The 15,897-nt window shown below is 70.8% G+C and carries 13 protein-coding genes and 1 pseudogene; 5 read left to right on the forward strand and 9 right to left on the reverse strand.

Annotation, left to right across the window (positions count from 1 at the left end; genetic code table 11):
• Window positions 1–74: 74 nt before the first annotated feature.
• On the reverse strand, window positions 75–1,166 hold the full coding sequence (locus ACYUED_RS15600; protein ID WP_491292891.1) for an esterase-like activity of phytase family protein: 1,092 nt from the start codon (window positions 1,164–1,166) through the stop codon (window positions 75–77).
• Window positions 1,167–1,219: 53 nt separating this feature from the next.
• Window positions 1,220–2,074, reverse strand: a complete 855-nt coding sequence (locus tag ACYUED_RS15605; RefSeq protein WP_491292892.1) for a serine hydrolase — start codon at window positions 2,072–2,074, stop codon at window positions 1,220–1,222.
• A 225-nt stretch (window positions 2,075–2,299) separates the two neighbouring features.
• Here ACYUED_RS15605 and ACYUED_RS15610 point away from each other — a divergent pair, with 225 nt between their 5' ends.
• Window positions 2,300–2,461, forward strand: coding sequence for a hypothetical protein (locus ACYUED_RS15610; protein WP_491292893.1), 162 nt, complete (start codon window positions 2,300–2,302; stop codon window positions 2,459–2,461).
• Window positions 2,462–2,661: 200 nt separating this feature from the next.
• Complete coding sequence (locus ACYUED_RS15615) at window positions 2,662–3,468, forward strand: endonuclease I family protein (protein ID WP_491292894.1); 807 nt, start codon at window positions 2,662–2,664, stop codon at window positions 3,466–3,468.
• A gap of 210 nt (window positions 3,469–3,678) precedes the next feature.
• Here the strand turns inward: ACYUED_RS15615 and ACYUED_RS15620 are convergent, their stop codons facing one another.
• The 3 genes and pseudogenes from ACYUED_RS15620 to ACYUED_RS15630 all read right to left on the reverse strand — a co-directional run bounded on the left by ACYUED_RS15620 (window position 3,679) and on the right by ACYUED_RS15630 (window position 7,820).
• Window positions 3,679–5,364 carry a thiamine pyrophosphate-binding protein gene (locus ACYUED_RS15620; protein WP_491292895.1) on the reverse strand — a complete coding sequence of 562 codons (1,686 nt, stop codon included), beginning with the start codon at window positions 5,362–5,364 and terminating at the stop codon, window positions 3,679–3,681.
• Window positions 5,361–6,329 (reverse strand): agmatinase, encoded by a 969-nt coding sequence (speB, locus tag ACYUED_RS15625; RefSeq protein WP_491292896.1) that lies wholly within the window; start codon window positions 6,327–6,329, stop codon window positions 5,361–5,363. Before speB ends, ACYUED_RS15620 begins: the two co-directional genes overlap by 4 nt.
• Window positions 6,330–6,364: 35 nt before the next feature.
• A pseudogene (locus ACYUED_RS15630) lies at window positions 6,365–7,820 on the reverse strand (sodium:solute symporter family protein).
• A 122-nt stretch (window positions 7,821–7,942) separates the two neighbouring features.
• Here ACYUED_RS15630 and ACYUED_RS15635 point away from each other — a divergent pair.
• Complete coding sequence (locus tag ACYUED_RS15635; protein ID WP_491292897.1) at window positions 7,943–9,415, forward strand: PucR family transcriptional regulator; 1,473 nt, start codon at window positions 7,943–7,945, stop codon at window positions 9,413–9,415.
• Between the two features lie 113 nt (window positions 9,416–9,528).
• Window positions 9,529–10,317, forward strand: a complete 789-nt coding sequence (locus tag ACYUED_RS15640) for a phosphatase (protein WP_491292898.1) — start codon at window positions 9,529–9,531, stop codon at window positions 10,315–10,317.
• 360 nt (window positions 10,318–10,677) lie between these two features.
• Here ACYUED_RS15640 and ACYUED_RS15645 read toward each other — a convergent pair whose 3' ends face one another.
• The 4 genes from ACYUED_RS15645 to ACYUED_RS15660 all read right to left on the reverse strand — a co-directional run bounded on the left by ACYUED_RS15645 (window position 10,678) and on the right by ACYUED_RS15660 (window position 14,170).
• On the reverse strand, window positions 10,678–11,346 hold the full coding sequence (locus ACYUED_RS15645; RefSeq protein ID WP_491292899.1) for a maleylpyruvate isomerase N-terminal domain-containing protein: 669 nt from the start codon (window positions 11,344–11,346) through the stop codon (window positions 10,678–10,680).
• 37 nt (window positions 11,347–11,383) lie between these two features.
• Window positions 11,384–12,265 carry an acyl-CoA thioesterase gene (locus ACYUED_RS15650; protein ID WP_491292900.1) on the reverse strand — a complete coding sequence of 294 codons (882 nt, stop codon included), beginning with the start codon at window positions 12,263–12,265 and terminating at the stop codon, window positions 11,384–11,386.
• Between the two features lie 46 nt (window positions 12,266–12,311).
• Window positions 12,312–13,469, reverse strand: a complete 1,158-nt coding sequence (locus ACYUED_RS15655; RefSeq protein WP_491294271.1) for an acyl-CoA dehydrogenase family protein — start codon at window positions 13,467–13,469, stop codon at window positions 12,312–12,314.
• A gap of 107 nt (window positions 13,470–13,576) precedes the next feature.
• Window positions 13,577–14,170: an SACE_7040 family transcriptional regulator gene (locus ACYUED_RS15660; protein ID WP_491292901.1), complete on the reverse strand. Its 594-nt coding sequence runs from the start codon at window positions 14,168–14,170 to the stop codon at window positions 13,577–13,579.
• A 95-nt stretch (window positions 14,171–14,265) separates the two neighbouring features.
• Between ACYUED_RS15660 and ACYUED_RS15665 the strand changes: the two genes are divergently transcribed.
• Window positions 14,266–15,897 (forward strand): carboxyl transferase domain-containing protein, encoded by a 1,632-nt coding sequence (locus ACYUED_RS15665; protein ID WP_491292902.1) that lies wholly within the window; start codon window positions 14,266–14,268, stop codon window positions 15,895–15,897.

Below are 15,897 nucleotides of genomic sequence, written 5' to 3' on the forward strand. Positions count from 1 at the left end.
GCACCAACGCGTCCGGGCCCGGATTTCATCCCGCCGCAACAATTACGGTGCGGACTGACGCAGCCCGCACCCGTTCAGTTCGTCACTCGTACCCGCAGGTAGTAGAACCGTGTGGTCTGTGCCGCGTTCTGGTTGTCGTCGCTGACCAGGAGGACCTTGAGGCGGCCCTTGTCGTGGCCCGTGATCGTCATGCCCTCGATGTTGTCCAGCAACGGATTCGGCTGGGGCTGCTTGGCGGTCGCTCCCAGGGACGGGCAGGAAGCGACGTCGGCCAGCAGCGTCTTCTTGATCAGCCGTACGTCCGGCCCGCCCGGGAGGTTCTCGACGCCGCCGGTGTCCGTCGCCCCGCGCGGGTCGGCCAGGTAGAGGCGGACCGTGTTGCCGACGCCGGAGGTGAAGCCGCGCTCCAGGACGAGCAGGCGGCCGTCGGGGGTGGCCTGCACCTCGGGGACACCGAGGCCGGAGTCGATCGGGTAGGCGTACTGGGCGCCGAGCCGGAAGCGCCCGCCCTTCGTCCGCTCCCAGGTCTGGAAGCGGACGATGTTCGCCGAGTCGCCGGAGATCGCGTTCTCCATCGACGCCAGCAGGGTGTGGCCGCCCGGGAGGAGGGTCAGGCCCTCGAAGGTCTGGTTGGACGTGGCGCGTCCGGCGGGGGCGACGAGGAGCGAGGAAGGGACCGGGAGGCGGTCGAGGATCCTGCCGTCGCGGGAGTGGCGGCGGACCGACGGCTCGGTCTCCGAGGTGATCAGCCGGGTGCCGTCCCGGTCGATGACGAGGCCCTCGCTGTCGAGCGCGGCGCCGTTCTCGTCGGCGAGCGGGACGGCGCGCTTCGGCCGGAGCGTCTTCGCGTCGAGACCGAAGAGGGAGGAGCGGTCCTCCAGGGCCGCGATCGAACCGTCACGGTCGACCGCGAGCGCGGAGAAGTTGCCGACGAAGGTGCCCTGGTACGTCGTCTTGTCGAGCGCGTCGGAGAAGCGGTCGACGGAGACGGAGGACGAACAGGCGTGGGCAGCACGGGAGTCGCCCGCGGACGCGTGGGCGGCGGGCGAGTGGGCCTCGGGCGAGTGGGCCTCGGGCGAACCGGCCGTGGCGGGCCCGGCGGCGGTCACAGTGGTGGCCGCCGCCAGGGCTGCGGTGACGGTCGCGAGTACGGTTCTCAGGCGCATGCGCGTCACCGTAGGGCGGGACGGTGACGCACGGGAGACCGAGGCGTGAAGCGTCAGCTTGCGGCCAGATCCTTGTGAATTGCCTTCGAGACGCCCTGGATGGTCGAAATGCCGTAGTTCATGGTGCTGTTGCCCCAGGTGAGGACCGTGATCATGTAGTCGTGGCCGCCACCGTTGAAGGTGCCGACGCTGTGCACCCGCCAGCCGTGCGTGGAGCGCTGCAGCCAGCCGTTCTTGACATGCCAGGAGACCCCGGACGGGGCGCCGTACGGCGTGCCCCAGCGCTGCGAGGAGATGACCTGGCCCATCAACTTCAGGATGTAGGCGCGGGAGTTGTCGCTCAGCACCGAGTTCCGCGCGGTGACCAGCTTGAGCAGCTTCTGCTCGTCGGTGACGTTGATCTGGGTCAGGCCCCAGTAGTTGTTCGCGCCCGGGACCGTCTTCGTCATGCCGGCGGCGCTCAGGAAGCCCTTGATCTTCGTCATGCCGAGCTGCTTCCAGAGCTTGCTGGTCGCGTTGTTGTCCGACTTGGTGATCATGGCCTTGGCGAGCGAGTTCTCGGTGTCGGTGAGATACCGGTTGTGCTTCTTCGCGTCCCACAGCAGCGTGGCGAGGACGGTGACCTTGACGACGCTCGCGGAGTCGTAGGAACTGGTGGCGCGCAGCGAGCAAGTGGTGTTGGTGGAACGGTCGTAGAGGCCCACCGCGATGGTGCCCTTGCGGTTGGCGAGGGCGGCGGTGATGTCCGTCCTGAGCTTGGTGGCGAGCCCCGCCTTGGCGGACGTGCAGCTCACGGTCGGGGTCGTGGCGGCCGCCGCGGGCGCGGCTGCGGCCACGCAGGGTATGAGGATGCCGGCCGCGAGGCCCGCACCGAGTACACGGGCACGTCTGGACACGTGCTGAGTCATGGAGATCCCCCGTCATTCCGAAATGGTGACGAGCGCACTCTAGGTGCACTCACCCCTCTTGACTCACATGGAGATCCGAAAGTTGTACGTACGTTCCCCATGCGGGAGTTCAGCCCTGGGAAAGGGCGAGCTGCACTACATCCGGATCAGCGGAAGCGGCGGCGGCATGGGCGGCGACCCGGAGGCGGCAACAGCCTCAGTGCCGTGCCGTGCCTCTTCACCTGAGTGAAGAAGCACGGCACGGCGGTCAAGGAGAGCGCGTACAGCAGGAGTTCGACGTCCGACCCGACCGCCGACCCGACCGCCGGTACGACCACCGGCACAAACTCCTCATCCCGGTCGAACCAGTCCTCGCTCCACCGCCTGGACCCGTCGGACGTCAGCTGACCGGCACAGGCGCGACGGCCCCCGACCACCCGCCCGGCCGGGGCCGTCTTCGCATGTCGATCTCGCCAACTCGCGTAGACACGGGGCAGATTGTCGGGTCCGGTCACCTGATGGACACGTTCCATTCATTTACAGGACCGCATGTCCATGCCACGCTCCCGTCTGCCGCCTTCATTCAACCCGCGTAGATGGGACCCCACATGCCGGCGACACGTATACGCCGCTGGAAATCGGTGGCCCTGGCCACCTCCGCCGTCCTGGTCGGCCTCACCGCCCCGGCCCTGACCGCGACTTCGGCCGCGGCCACGACGACCGACTACGACTCGACGTACTACAAGAACGCGGTCGGCAAGACAGGTACGAGTCTGAAGTCGTCCCTGCACACGATCATCAGCGCCAACGTCTCGAAGATCTCGTACTCCGCCGTCTGGAACGCGCTGAAGGTCACCGACCAGGATCCGAACAACAGCAACAACGTGATCCTGCTCTACAGCGGCGACTCCCGCGCCAAGTCCCTCAACGGCGGTGACACGGGCGACTGGAACCGCGAGCACGTGTGGGCCAAGTCCCACGGCGACTTCGGCGAGGTGACCGGGCCCGGCACCGACCTGCACCACCTGCGCCCCGCGGACGTCAAGGTCAACAGCATCCGCGGCAACCTGGACTTCGACGACGGCGGCAGCGCTGTCACTGGCGGTGGCGGCAGCAAGGTCGACTCCGACTCGTTCGAGCCGCGCGACGCGGACAAGGGCGACGTGGCCCGCATGATCCTCTACATGGCGGTGCGCTACGACGGCGGCGACGGCTTCGCCGACCTGGAGCCCAACGAGAAGGTCAACAACGGCAGCAACCCGTACATCGGGAAGCTCTCGGTCCTCAAGGAGTGGAACGACGAGGACCCGCCGAGCGCCTTCGAGGAGAAGCGCAACCAGGTCATCTACGACACCTACCAGCACAACCGCAACCCGTTCGTCGACCACCCGGAGTGGGTGGACGCGATCTGGTAGACCGCGCCCAGCCGGCGCACGTGAGCACACCGCTGAGCCCTCCCGGACCCCCACGCCGGGAGGGCTTCGCGTATCCCTTGGCACTCCGCTGCCGAGCAGTGCACCGTGCCGCTGCAAGGACGGGCCCGGTTCGCCGCTGCGCGGCTACGCGGTGGTCAGGTCCCGTATGCGCTCGCCTGACGGCACAGCGGATGCGCGTGACCGGCGGGCTCACTCCAGGTGCGTCGGCGCGAACATCCGCAGCACCGCCGGGAGTACGACCACCGAGGGACCCGGCTGCGACAGCGCCTTCGCCAGGTCCGTCTCCAGCGTCCCCGGAGTCGTACGCACCCCCGGGACACCGAAGGACTCGGCGAGCGCCACGTAGTCCGGGCGGGTCAGTTCCGTCGCGGTGGCCTGGCCGAACGTGTCGGTCATGTACTCGCGCAGGATGCCGTAGCCGCCGTCGTCCACGATCAGCCAGGTGACGTTCAGGCCGTACTGGCGGGCCGTCGCCAGCTCGGCGATCGAGTACAGGGCGCCGCCGTCGCCGGACACCGCGAGGACCGGGCGGGTCGGGTCCGCCGCCGCCGCTCCCAGCGCCGCCGGGAAGCCGTAGCCGAGGCCGCCGGCGCCCTGGGCCGAGTGCATGTGGTTGGGGCCCTTGGCGTCGAAGGCGGACCAGGCCCAGTACGCCAGGATCGTCATGTCCCAGAAGGACGGGGAGTCGGCGGGCAGGGCCCGGCGCACCGACGCCAACACGTCCTGCTCCAGGGTGAGTTCCTGGGCGGCGATGCGTTCCGCGACCTTCGCGAGGAGGGCGCGGACCCGCTCCGGCGCGGTCACGTCCTCCCGCTCGGGCACCGTCTCCAGCAGCGCCTGCAACCCCAGCCGGGCGTCCGCGTGGATGCCCAGTGCCGGGTGGTTGGCCTCCAGTTTGCCGAGGTCGGCCTCGATCTGGATCACTCGGCCCCGGGGCTTGAACGTGTGGTAGTTGGAGGAGAGTTCACCGAGTCCCGAGCCGACGACGAGGAGTACGTCCGCGTCCTCAAGGAAGTCGGTCGTGTGGCGGTCCTCCAGCCAGGACTGGAGGGAGAGCGGGTGCGTCCACGGAAAGGCGCCCTTGCCGCCGAAGGTCGTGACGACCGGTGCCCGGAGGCGCTCGGCGAGCTGCCTCAGCTTGCCCGAGGCATCCGCCCGTACGACTCCCCCGCCCGCGATGATCGCCGGACGCTCGGCGCGCCCCAGCAAGTCGGCCGCCACGGCGGTCAGTTCGGGGCGCGGAGCCAGCTCGTCCGGGGTCGCGTCCACCGCCGTCACCACCGGCAGCCGGGTCTCGGCCAGCAGCACGTCCTGCGGGAGCTCCACCCAGACGGGGCCGTGCGGAGCGGTCAGCGCGGACTTCCAGGCCTCCGCGATCGCGGACGGGATCTGGGACTGGGCGCGGACGGTGTGGACGGACTTCACCACGCCCCTGAACGAGGCCGCCTGGTCCGGGAGTTCGTGCAGATAGCCGTGCCTGCCACCGCCCAGGCCCGCCGTCGGGATCTGGCTGCTGATCGCCAGCACGGGGGCGGAGGCGGCGCGCGCCTCCTGCAGCGCCGCGAGGGAGGTCAGCGCTCCCGGTCCGGTCGACAGCAGCAGGGGCGCCGCCTCGCCGGTGACCCGGCCGTAGGCGTCCGCCGCGAACCCGGCGTTGTTCTCGACCCGCAGGCCGACGTAGCGCAGGTCGGAGCGGCGCAGCGCGTCGAACATGCCGAGCGCGTGCTGGCCGGGCAGCCCGAACACGGTGGTCGCGCCGAGGCCGGCCAGCGTCTCCACGACCAGGTCTCCGCCGTTGCGGCCGGGGGGCGGGTTCAGCGCGGCCTCCGTCTGGGCCGGCGTCGGACGGAGTTCCAGGTCGTGGTCGTGGGTCACTTCGCGCGGGCCTCGGCAATCTGGCGGGACATGATCGTGGTCAGTTCGTACGCCGTGTGGGACGCGGCCACCGACGTGATCTCCGCGTGATCGTACGCGGGCGCCACCTCGACGACGTCCGCCGAGACCAGGTTGCAGGAGGCCAGGCCGCGCAGGATCTCCAGGAGTTCGCGCGAGGTCATGCCGCCGGCCTCCGGCGTGCCCGTGCCGGGCGCGTGCGCCGGGTCGAGGCAGTCGATGTCGATGGAGATGTAGAGGGGGCGGTCGCCGATGCGCTGCCGCAGTTGGTCGGCGACCTCGTCGGCGCCCCGGCGGTAGATGTCCGCCGAGGTGACGATGCCGAAGCCCATCTTCTCGTCGTCGGTGAGGTCCTGCTTGCCGTAGAGCGGGCCGCGGGTGCCCACGTGGGACAGCGCCTCCGTGTCGAGGATGCCCTCCTCCACCGCGCGGCGGAACGGCGTGCCGTGGGTGTACTCGGCGCCGAAGTAGGTGTCCCAGGTGTCGAGGTGGGCGTCGAAGTGGAGCAGGGCGACCGGGCCGTGCTTCCTCGCCACGGAGCGGAGCAGCGGGAGGGCGATCGTGTGGTCGCCGCCCAGCGTCATCAGGCGGGCGCCCGTGCCGAGCAGTTCGTCCGCCGCCGCCTCGATGGTGTCGACGGCCTCGTTGATGTTGAAGGGGTTCGCGGCGATGTCGCCCGCGTCCGCCACCTGGGCGAGGGCGAAGGGGGAGGCGTCCTGCGCCGGGTTGTACGGGCGCAGCAGCCGGGACGCCTCGCGGATCGCGTTGCCGCCGAAGCGGGCGCCCGGCCGGTACGAGACGCCGGAGTCGAACGGCACGCCCACGACGGCGACGTCGGCGCGGCCGACCTCGTCGAGGCGGGGCAGCCGGGCGAAGGTCGCGGGTCCGGCGTACCTCGGGATGCGGGAGGAGTCGACGGGGCCGCGGGGCGTCTCGTTGCTGCTCATGGTCGTATGCCTTCTTTCTGTCTTCGGCGTTCTGTCTAGCGGGATGCCGGAACCGGCTCGGGAACCTCGCGCCCGGCGAGTCGCTCCCGCCACACCTCCAGTACGGCGTTGTCGGTCGCCGGCGTCGCCAGGGATACGGCGACGTAGGCGGCCAAGGAGGACAGCAGGCCGTAGTACACGGGCTCATCGGCGAGGATGCCGTAACCCGCCATGAGGCCGATGACGGCAAGACCGCCGACGACCACGGAGGCCAGCGCGCCCTGGGCCGTGCCGCGCCGCCACAGAAGCCCGCCGAGGATGGGGACGAGGAGACCGCCGACGAGAAGGTCGTAGGCGACGGTGAGGGCCTCGATCACGTTGTTGAGGGCGATCGCCGTGCAGATCACCCCGACACCCATGATGAGGATGAAGGCGCGGTTGCCTCGCACTTCGTCATGGTCACCGTTGACGATCCGCCCCCGCAGCCGTGACCAGATGTCGTTGTTGGCGACGGTCGCGCAGGCGATCAGCGCGCCGGAGGACGTGGACATCACGGCGGCGAGCGCGGCGGCCAGCACCAGTCCCCTCACCCCGACCGGGAGTTCGTCCTTGACGATGGTCGCGAAGGCGTCGTCGGGGCTGCCGAGTTCGGGGTACAGCGCCTTGGCCGCCGTACCGATGACGGCGCCGGCAAGGGCGTACACGAGGCAGTAGGTGCCCGCGACCGTGCCGCCCCACTTGGCGGTCCTGTCGCTCCCGGCCGTGAAGACGCGCGTTGGGGAGGCATGGCTGGTCCTGCCCGATGAGCATGCCGAAGGTGTAGATCAGCAGATAGGTGAAGATCGTCTCGCCGCCGATGCCCAGCGGGTCGAAGTACCCGGTGGGCAGCTTGGCCCTCATCTCGCTGAAGCCGCCGGCCTTGACGACGGCGATGGGCAGCAGGAGCAGCAGCACGCCGATCGTCTTCACCACGAACTGCACCATGTCGGTGAGGGTGATCGACCACATGCCGCCGAGCGTCGAGTAGGCGACGACGATCGAGCCGCCGAGGATGATCGCGACGGTCCGGTTCATGTCGAAGAGGACGTCGAAGATCGTGGCGTAGGCGATGGTCGAGGTGACCGCGAGCATCAGGGTGTACGCCCACATGACCACGCCGGAGATGACGCCCGCGCGGCCGCCGTAGCGGAGGTCGAGCATCTCGGAGACGGTGTAGACCTTCAGGCGGGCGATGCGGGCGGAGAAGAAGACGGACAGGGCGAGCAGGCCGAGGCCGATGGTGAAGACCATCCAGGCGCCGGAGAGGCCGTACCGGTAGCCGAGGCCGACCCCGCCGATGGTGGACGCGCCGCCGAGGACGATCGCGGCCATGGTGCCGGAGTACATGGCGGGCCCGAGACGGCGCCCCGCGACCAGGAACTCGCTCTTCGACCTGGCCCGGCGCATGCCCCACCAGCCCATGGCCAGCATGCCGGCCAGGTAGATGACGATGACGGTGTAGTCGACGGCCACAGGAGCCTCTTTCGCTCGGTCTCGCCGGCGGGTGATGAGCACCGACATTAGGTGGCCGGAAAGCGACTGCGAAGTGTACGTTTCATCCATTCGATCCGTCTTGGATGGAGGGAACGCACACCATGCCGGATCCCGCTGTTCCCCCTACTCCCCCGGTGCCCCTCACGTCGCTCCTGGCCCGTGAGGACCTGGCGCTGCGCCGGATCGCGGGCCCTTTCGATCCGGACATCGTGATCCACTGGGCGCACACCTCGGAGATGGCCGACCCGTACCCGTATCTGCTGGGCGGGGAGCTGCTGCTGACGGCGGGAGTCCACATCCCGGAGGCGGCGGGCTCGGGCCCCCGCTCCGACTACTTCGACACCTACGTGTCGAGGATCGTCGCGGCGGGCGGGGCCGCTCTCGGCTTCGGCCTGGCTCCCGTGCACGACACGGTGCCGCGCGCCCTGGTGGCGGCGTGCGACGCGCACGGGCTGCCCCTGCTGGAGGTACCGCCGCAGACCACGTTCTCGGGGGTGGCCCGCGCGGTCTGGCAGCTGATGGCCCAGGCCCGCCTCGCGGAACTCCGCCGGGTCACCGAGGCCCAGCAGAGCCTCGCCGCGGCGGCGTCCCGCCCGGACCCGGTGCCGTCGGTGCTGCGGCAACTGGCCCAGCGGGTAGGGGGCCGGGCAGTGCTGTACGGGCCGGAAGGAGCGGAGATCGCGGCCGCGGGGCGCACGGCGGGCACCGGGGCCGGGGAGGCGCTCGCCGAACTCGCGCAGGTCGTCCGCCCCTCGGGTGCGGGGACACCCGCCTCCGCCACCGACAACAAGGCCGGCACCCATCTCGCCGCCTACGCCCTCGGGGCCGGTCGGGGCTTTGTGCTCGGGGTGGCCGCGCCGCAGCGGGATCCCGGTGACCACACCGTCGCCTCCGTCGCCGCCGTCCTGCTGTCCCTGCTCACCGGCGAGCACCAGAGCGGCACGGGTGCGGCACGGTCGTCGGCGCTGGTACGGCTGCTGCTGGGGTCGCCGCCGGCCGACGTGGCCCCGCTCCTGGGGTCCGGCAGGTGGCTCGTGGTGCATGCCCGGCGGGACGCGCAGGCTCCCGACCCGGTCGCCGCCTCCGCGCTGGGCGCGGCCCTCGGGTCGCCGCTGGTCGACCTCGCGCAGGACGTCGTACGCGTCCTCGTGCCGGCCGACCGCGAACCGGCCGCGCAGCCCGGCTGGACGCTGGGCGTCAGCGCCGCCGCGGCCCCCTCGGCGTGGCCGTCCGCCGACACGCACGCCGCCCGTGCGCTGGCACGGGCCCGCGCCACCCGTACCGCCCTGGTCCGTCACGGCGAGCGCGCAGGCCTCGCCGACCTGGTACCGGCCCAGGAGGCCGAGGCCCACGCCCGGATGCTCCTCGCCCCGGTCGCGGACCCGCCCGCGCTGGCCGAGACGCTGCGCACCTGGCTGTCCCTGCACGGCAGTTGGGACCGTACGGCGGTCGCCCTGTCCGTCCACCGCAACACGGTCCGCCAGCGCATCGCCCGCTGCGCCGCGCTCCTCGGCACGGACCTGGACGACCCGGACGTACGCATGGAGCTGTGGTTCGCGCTGCGGCAGCACTAGGGCCGCCGTGCGCGGCAATAGGTACCGCGGCTCATGCGAATGAGTACGTGACCCACGTCCCAGCGCTCGGGACGCCAGGGACTCGTACAGTCGCCTGCCTCACAATGGGATCCATGCCGATACCCGGGACACCCAGCCGCGCCGAGCTCGTCGACCACCTTGTACGGACCCGTATCGCGGGCGACGTCGCGACGCCCCGCGAGAACAACCTCAGCCACTACCGCAAGCTGGCGAACGGCGACCGCCACTACTGGCTCGGCCTGGAGCTCGGCGACCGCTGGAACGACGAGCAGGACGTGCTCGCGGTGATGGCGGAGCGGGTGGGTGTGAACGACGATCCCGAGTACCGGTACGGCCAGGACACCATCGACCCCGAGCTGACCGTCGACGGTCTGGAGCGGATGGCGGCCCGGCTGCGCAAGGCGGCCGACGGGCAGCAGCGGGTGCTGTTCGCGACCGGCCACCCGGGCGGTCTGCTCGACGTGCACCGCGCCACGGCCGCCGCGCTGCGTGCGGCAGGCTGCGAGATCGTGGTGATCCCGGACGGGCTGCAGACCGAGGAGGGGTACGTCTGGCAGCTCGCGGACGTCGCGGTCCTGGAGCACGGCGCCACCCTGTGGCACACCCACTCCGGTGAGCCGATGCGGGCCATCCTCACGGCACTTGAGCACACGGAGCGTCCGCTGCCCGACCTGGTGGTGGCCGACCACGGCTGGGCGGGCTACGCGGGCCGCCACGGCGTCGACTCCGTCGGCTACGCGGACTGCAACGACCCGGCGCTCTTCCTGGCGGAGGCGGAGGGCACCGTGCAGGTCGTGGTCCCGCTGGACGACCATGTCGTCAACCCGCGCTACTACGACCCGATGACCGCGTATCTGCTGACGGAAGCCGGCCTGTCCTAGGCCCCGGACACCCGGCGGACCTGGACACCCGGCGGACCTGGATGCCGGCGGTCCCAGACACCAACGGACCTGGACACCGACGGACCCAGACACCCGCGGACCTGGATACCCGCGGTCCCCGACACCAACGGGCCTGGATACCGGCGGACCTGGACACCCGCGGACCTGGACACCGACGGACCCAGACACCCGCGGACCTGGATACCCACGGTCCCAGACACCAACGGGCCTGGACACCCGCGGACCTGGACCGGCGGGCCCGGATACCGGCGGACCTGGACACCGCCGACGGGCCTGGACACCCGCACGGCCCCGGACACCAAAGGACCTGGACACCAACGGACCTGGATACCGGCGGACCTAGATACCGGCGATCGACACGGGGGCGCGCTCGGCGCGGGCGAGTCCCCGGATCACGTCCACCGTGCCGTGGCGGCGGACCGCGAGCCGGGCGAGCAGTTCGACGACCGGTGCGCTCACGCGCTCCGGGAACCGGGGGGTCGCAAGGCCCGTGCTGCATGCCAGGTCGTCGGCGTGGACGACGAGTTCCATGAGCCGGGTGAGCAGGAAGTCGTCGAGTTCGAGGGACCAGTCGCCCCAGGAGGGGACACGGACGGGGCGGGTGGCGGGCGCTTTCGGCACTTCGGCCCGCAGCCGGCCGAGCGCTTCCCGCACGCGCGCGTGCAGCGCCGCGTGTCCGTCCGCCGCGGTCGCCTCACCGCCCTGCCGGATCCGCCCGCTGACGGGCGCGTCGGCATCCGCGTCAAGCCAGACGACCTTCTCCAGGTAGTACGCGCGCAGGGAGACGACCGGCTGGGCCGGGACCGGGTCGGCGAGCAGGCCCGGAAGGGCCAGCTCCTGCCAGAACACGTGCCCGGCGAGACCCTTCACACCGAAGTGCTCCAGCACGCTCGGTCCGTCCCAGGCCGCGGCGACGGCGGGCTCGGCCAGCAGGTCGGCGACGATGCCCGCGGCCTCCAGGTACACATCCCGGATCCGCCCGCCCCGCACATTCCACGACTCGTCCATGCCCCTCAGTCTTCACGGGGCACATGCGGAAGTCCCGTCAGTTTTCCCGGGGGACGCGCACCAGCCCTTCCTGGATCACCGAGATGGCCAGCTGCCCGTCCTGTGTGTAGATACGGGCCTGCCCGAGACCGCGGCCGCCATGGGCGGACGGCGACTCCTGGTCGTACAGCAGCCATTCGTCGGCGCGGAAGGGCCGGTGGAACCACATGGCGTGGTCGAGCGAGGCCCCGACCACGTCCCCGACGGCCCAGCCGCCGCGGCCGTGCGCGAGCAGGACCGAGTCGAGGAGGGTCATGTCGGAGACGTAGGTGGCGAGGACGACGTGCAGCAGGGGTTCGTCGACGGCGCCGCCGAGCTTGCCGTTGGTGCGGAACCACACCTGGGAGTGCGGCTCGCGCGGCTCGCCGAACTTTCCGTACGGCGGCTCCTCGGCGTACCGCAGGTCGACGGCCTCGCGCGCCTCCAGGAACCTTTCGACGACCACCGGGTCGAGATGGCCGTAGCCGCGCAGCCGCTCCTGGGAGGTGGGCAGCGTGACCGGATCGGGCGCGGCCGGCATCGGGGTCTGGTGGTCGAGACCGTCCTCGTCGACCTGGAAGGACGCCGAGAGGTGGAAGATCGGCTTGCCGTGCTGGACGGCGACCACCCGGCGGGTGGTGAAGGAGCGGCCGTCGCGGATGCGGTCGACGCTGTACACGATGGGCGCGCCGGGGTCGCCGGGGCGCAGGAAGTACGCGTGCAGGGAGTGGGCGTGCCGGTCAGCGGGGACCGTACGCCCGGCGGCGACGAGCGCCTGGGCCGCGACCTGTCCGCCGAAGACGCGGGGGACGACGGCGGACCGGGACTGGCCGCGGAAGATGTTCTCCTCGATCTGCTCCAGGTCGAGCAGATCGAGGAGATCCTGTAGTGCCTGGCTCATGGCAGACAGTTGTACCCGCCGGTAATTTCTTGAGGTTTCGTGGCCCTTACAGGCCCATGTCCTTGGCGATGATCGACTTCATGATCTCGCTGGTGCCACCGTAGATGCGGTTGACGCGGTTGTCCGCGTACAGGCGGGCGATCGGGTACTCGTTCATGAAGCCGTAGCCGCCGTGCAGCTGGAGGCAGCGGTCGATGACGCGGTGCGCGACCTCGGTGCAGAACAGCTTGGCGCTGGCGGCCTCGGCCGGGGTCAGCTCGCCCGCGTCGAGGGCCTCCAGGGAGCGGTCGGCGACCGCCTCGGCGGCGTCCACCTCGGCCTGGCAGGCGGCCAGCTCGAACTTGGTGTTCTGGAAGGAGGCGACGGGCTTGCCGAAGACGGTGCGCTCCTGCACGTACTCCTTGGCGAACCGGACGGCCGCCTTGGCCTGCGCGTAGGCGCCGAAGGCGATGCCCCAGCGCTCGGAGGCGAGGTTGTGGCCGAGGTAGTAGAAGCCCTTGTTCTCCTCGCCGAGGAGGTCCTCGACGGGCACCTTGACGTCGACGAAGGCGAGCTCGGCGGTGTCGGAGGTCCTCAGGCCGAGCTTGTCGAGCTTGCGGCCGATGGAGTAGCCCTCGGACTTGGTGTCGACGGCGAAGAGGGAGATGCCGTGGCGGCGGTCCTCGGCGGTCGGCGCGGCGGTGCGGGCGCAGACGATCACGCGGTCGGCGTGCACGCCACCGGTGATGAAGGTCTTGGAGCCGTTGAGGACGTAGTGCGTGCCGTCCTCGCTCAGCTTGGCAGTGGTCTTCATGCCCGCGAGGTCGGAGCCGGTGCCCGGCTCGGTCATCGCCAGGGCCCACATCTCCTCGGCGGAGACGAACTTCGGCAGGAAGCGCTTCTTCTGCTCGTCGGTGGCGAGCATCTTGATGTACGGCAGGCCGAGCAGCACGTGCACGCCGGAGCCGCCGAACTGGACGCCCGCGCGGGACGTCTCCTCGTACATCACGGCCTCGAACTTGTACGAGTCGATGCCGGCGCCGCCGAACTCCTCGTCGACGCGGATGCCGAAGACGCCGAGCTCGGCGAGCTTGTAGTAGAAGTCGCGCGGCGCCTGGCCGGCTGCGAACCACTCGTCGTAGACCGGGACGACCTCGGCCTCGATGAAGGCCCGCAGGGTCTCCCGGAACGCCTCGTGGTCCTCGTTGAACACCGTACGGCGCACCGCCGCCACCTCCACCTGACTCAAGGGGTCCATGTCTAAGCGCTTGCTCAGAACCTAAGGTACCGGCGGGTAGGGAGAGGCGTCCAGAGGGGCTCCCGTAACGCTCGTCACGCTACCGCGGCGGCGAAGGCCCCCCTCGCCATCCGGTGCAGCAGCTCCGCCGTCGTCCCGCGGCCCGGCAGCGAACCGGGGCGGCCCAGGTGCGGGGTCGAGTTCAGGAGTCCGAAGACGGAGTGGACGGCCGAGCGGGCCGCGGGCTCGGCCAGACCGGGGTAGACCTCGCGCAGGATCTCCACCCACAGCTCGACGTACTGCCGCTGCAACTGCCGCACCAGCTTGCGGTCGCTGTCCCGGAGGCGGTCCAGCTCGCGGTCGTGCAGGGTGATCAGGGGGCGGTCGTCGAGCGCGAAGTCGATGTGCCCCTCGATGAGCGAGTCGAGGATCGCCTCGGGCGCCGTCCCGTCGGCCTCCTTGAGGCGCCGCTTCGCGCCGGACAGGAGCTGGCCGCTGATCCCCACGAGCAGTTCGGCGAGCATCGCGTCCTTGCCCGCGAAGTGGCGGTACAGGCCCGGCCCGCTGATGCCGACCGCGGCACCTATCTCATCGACTCCGACCCCGTGGAAACCACGCTCGGCGAACAGCCGCGCGGCCTCCTTGAGGATCTGCTCACGGCGGGTGGGGGCGTCGGTTCTGGTGGCCATGGAAGCAATTCTAGACAGGGAGGTTAGCGGTCGTTAACCTGGAGGAAATGGTTAACGCTCATTAACAGTCGACCACTGGGTGAGGGGACCGCAGGATGCAAGAGGCACCGGAGCTGACGAGCGCGGCAGATCCCGCGTCGGAGGCCTGGCAAGCCAATGAGGCGGCGCACCGGGCGCTCGTCGAGGAGCTGCGCGGCAAGCTGGCCGCGGCCCGGCTCGGCGGCGGCGAGAAGGCGCGGGCCAGGCACACCGCGCGCGGCAAGCTGCTGCCGCGCGACCGGGTGGACGCGCTGCTCGACCCGGGCTCGCCCTTCCTGGAGCTGGCACCCCTCGCCGCCGACGGGATGTACGACGGGGCGGCCCCGGCGGCCGGTGTGATCGCCGGGATCGGGCGGGTGAGCGGGCGCGAGTGCGTGATCGTCGCCAACGACGCCACGGTCAAGGGCGGCACGTACTACCCGATGACGGTGAAGAAGCACCTGCGCGCCCAGGAGGTGGCCCTGGAGAACCGCCTCCCGTGCGTCTACCTGGTCGACTCCGGGGGCGCCTTCCTGCCCATGCAGGACGAGGTCTTCCCGGACCGGGAGCACTTCGGGCGGATCTTCTACAACCAGGCGCGGATGTCCGGGGCCGGCATTCCGCAGATCGCCGCCGTCCTCGGCTCGTGCACGGCCGGCGGCGCGTACGTCCCGGCCATGAGCGACGAGGCCGTCATCGTCCGCGGCCAGGGCACCATCTTCCTGGGCGGTCCTCCCCTGGTGAAGGCCGCCACCGGCGAGGTGGTGACCGCCGAGGAGCTCGGCGGCGGCGAGGTCCACTCCCGGGTCTCCGGTGTGACGGACCACCTCGCCGAGAACGACGCGCACGCACTGCGGATCGTCCGGAACATCGCCGCGACACTCCCCGCGCGCGGGGCGCTGCCCTGGGAGGTGCGGCCCGGCGTCGAGCCGAAGGTGGATCCGTACGGTCTGTACGGCGCCGTCCCCGTCGACCCCCGCACCCCCTACGACGTACGCGAGGTCATCGCGCGCGTGGTCGACGGCTCCCGTTTCGCCGAGTTCAAGGCCGAGTTCGGGCAGACGCTGGTCACCGGGTTCGCCCGGATCCACGGCCACCCGGTCGGCATCGTCGCCAACAACGGCATCCTGTTCTCCGAGTCCGCCCAGAAGGGCGCCCACTTCATCGAGCTGTGCGACCAGCGCGGCATCCCGCTGGTGTTCCTGCAGAACATCTCCGGGTTCATGGTCGGCAAGGACTACGAGGCGGGCGGCATCGCCAAGCACGGCGCCAAGATGGTCACGGCGGTGGCCTGCACGCGCGTGCCGAAGCTGACGGTCGTGGTCGGCGGTTCGTACGGCGCGGGCAACTACTCGATGTGCGGCCGGGCCTACTCCCCCCGCTTCCTGTGGATGTGGCCGGGCGCCAAGATCTCCGTCATGGGCGGCGAGCAGGCCGCCTCCGTCCTCGCGACCGTCAAGCGCGACCAGCTGGAGGCGCGCGGGGAGTCCTGGCCGGCGGACGACGAAGAGGCCTTCAAGGCGCCGATCCGGCAGCAGTACGAGCACCAGGGCAGCGCCTACTACGCCACCGCCCGCCTCTGGGACGACGGTGTGATCGACCCGCTGGAGACCCGGCAGGTGCTGGGCCTCGCCCTGACCGCCTGCGCCAACGCGCCCCTTTCCCAAAGGGACTACACAGCGCCCCAGTTCGGCGTCTTCCGGATGTGA

The sequence above is a fragment of the Streptomyces sp. DF42 genome, from assembly GCF_058267695.1.

Bases quoted from the DNA above. Each gene is read 5' to 3' on its own strand.
- ACYUED_RS15600 (WP_491292891.1), bottom strand. From the start codon at position 1,166: ATGCGCCTGAGAACCGTACTCGCGACCGTCACCGCAGCCCTGGCGGCG.
- ACYUED_RS15605 (WP_491292892.1), bottom strand. From the start codon at position 2,074: ATGACTCAGCACGTGTCCAGACGTGCCCGTGTACTCGGTGCGGGCCTC.
- ACYUED_RS15615 (WP_491292894.1), top strand. From the start codon at position 2,662: ATGCCGGCGACACGTATACGCCGCTGGAAATCGGTGGCCCTGGCCACC.
- speB (WP_491292896.1), bottom strand. From the start codon at position 6,329: ATGAGCAGCAACGAGACGCCCCGCGGCCCCGTCGACTCCTCCCGCATC.
- ACYUED_RS15635 (WP_491292897.1), top strand. From the start codon at position 7,943: ATGCCGGATCCCGCTGTTCCCCCTACTCCCCCGGTGCCCCTCACGTCG.
- ACYUED_RS15640 (WP_491292898.1), top strand. From the start codon at position 9,529: ATGCCGATACCCGGGACACCCAGCCGCGCCGAGCTCGTCGACCACCTT.
- ACYUED_RS15645 (WP_491292899.1), bottom strand. From the start codon at position 11,346: ATGGACGAGTCGTGGAATGTGCGGGGCGGGCGGATCCGGGATGTGTAC.
- ACYUED_RS15650 (WP_491292900.1), bottom strand. From the start codon at position 12,265: ATGAGCCAGGCACTACAGGATCTCCTCGATCTGCTCGACCTGGAGCAG.
- ACYUED_RS15660 (WP_491292901.1), bottom strand. From the start codon at position 14,170: ATGGCCACCAGAACCGACGCCCCCACCCGCCGTGAGCAGATCCTCAAG.
- ACYUED_RS15665 (WP_491292902.1), top strand. From the start codon at position 14,266: ATGCAAGAGGCACCGGAGCTGACGAGCGCGGCAGATCCCGCGTCGGAG.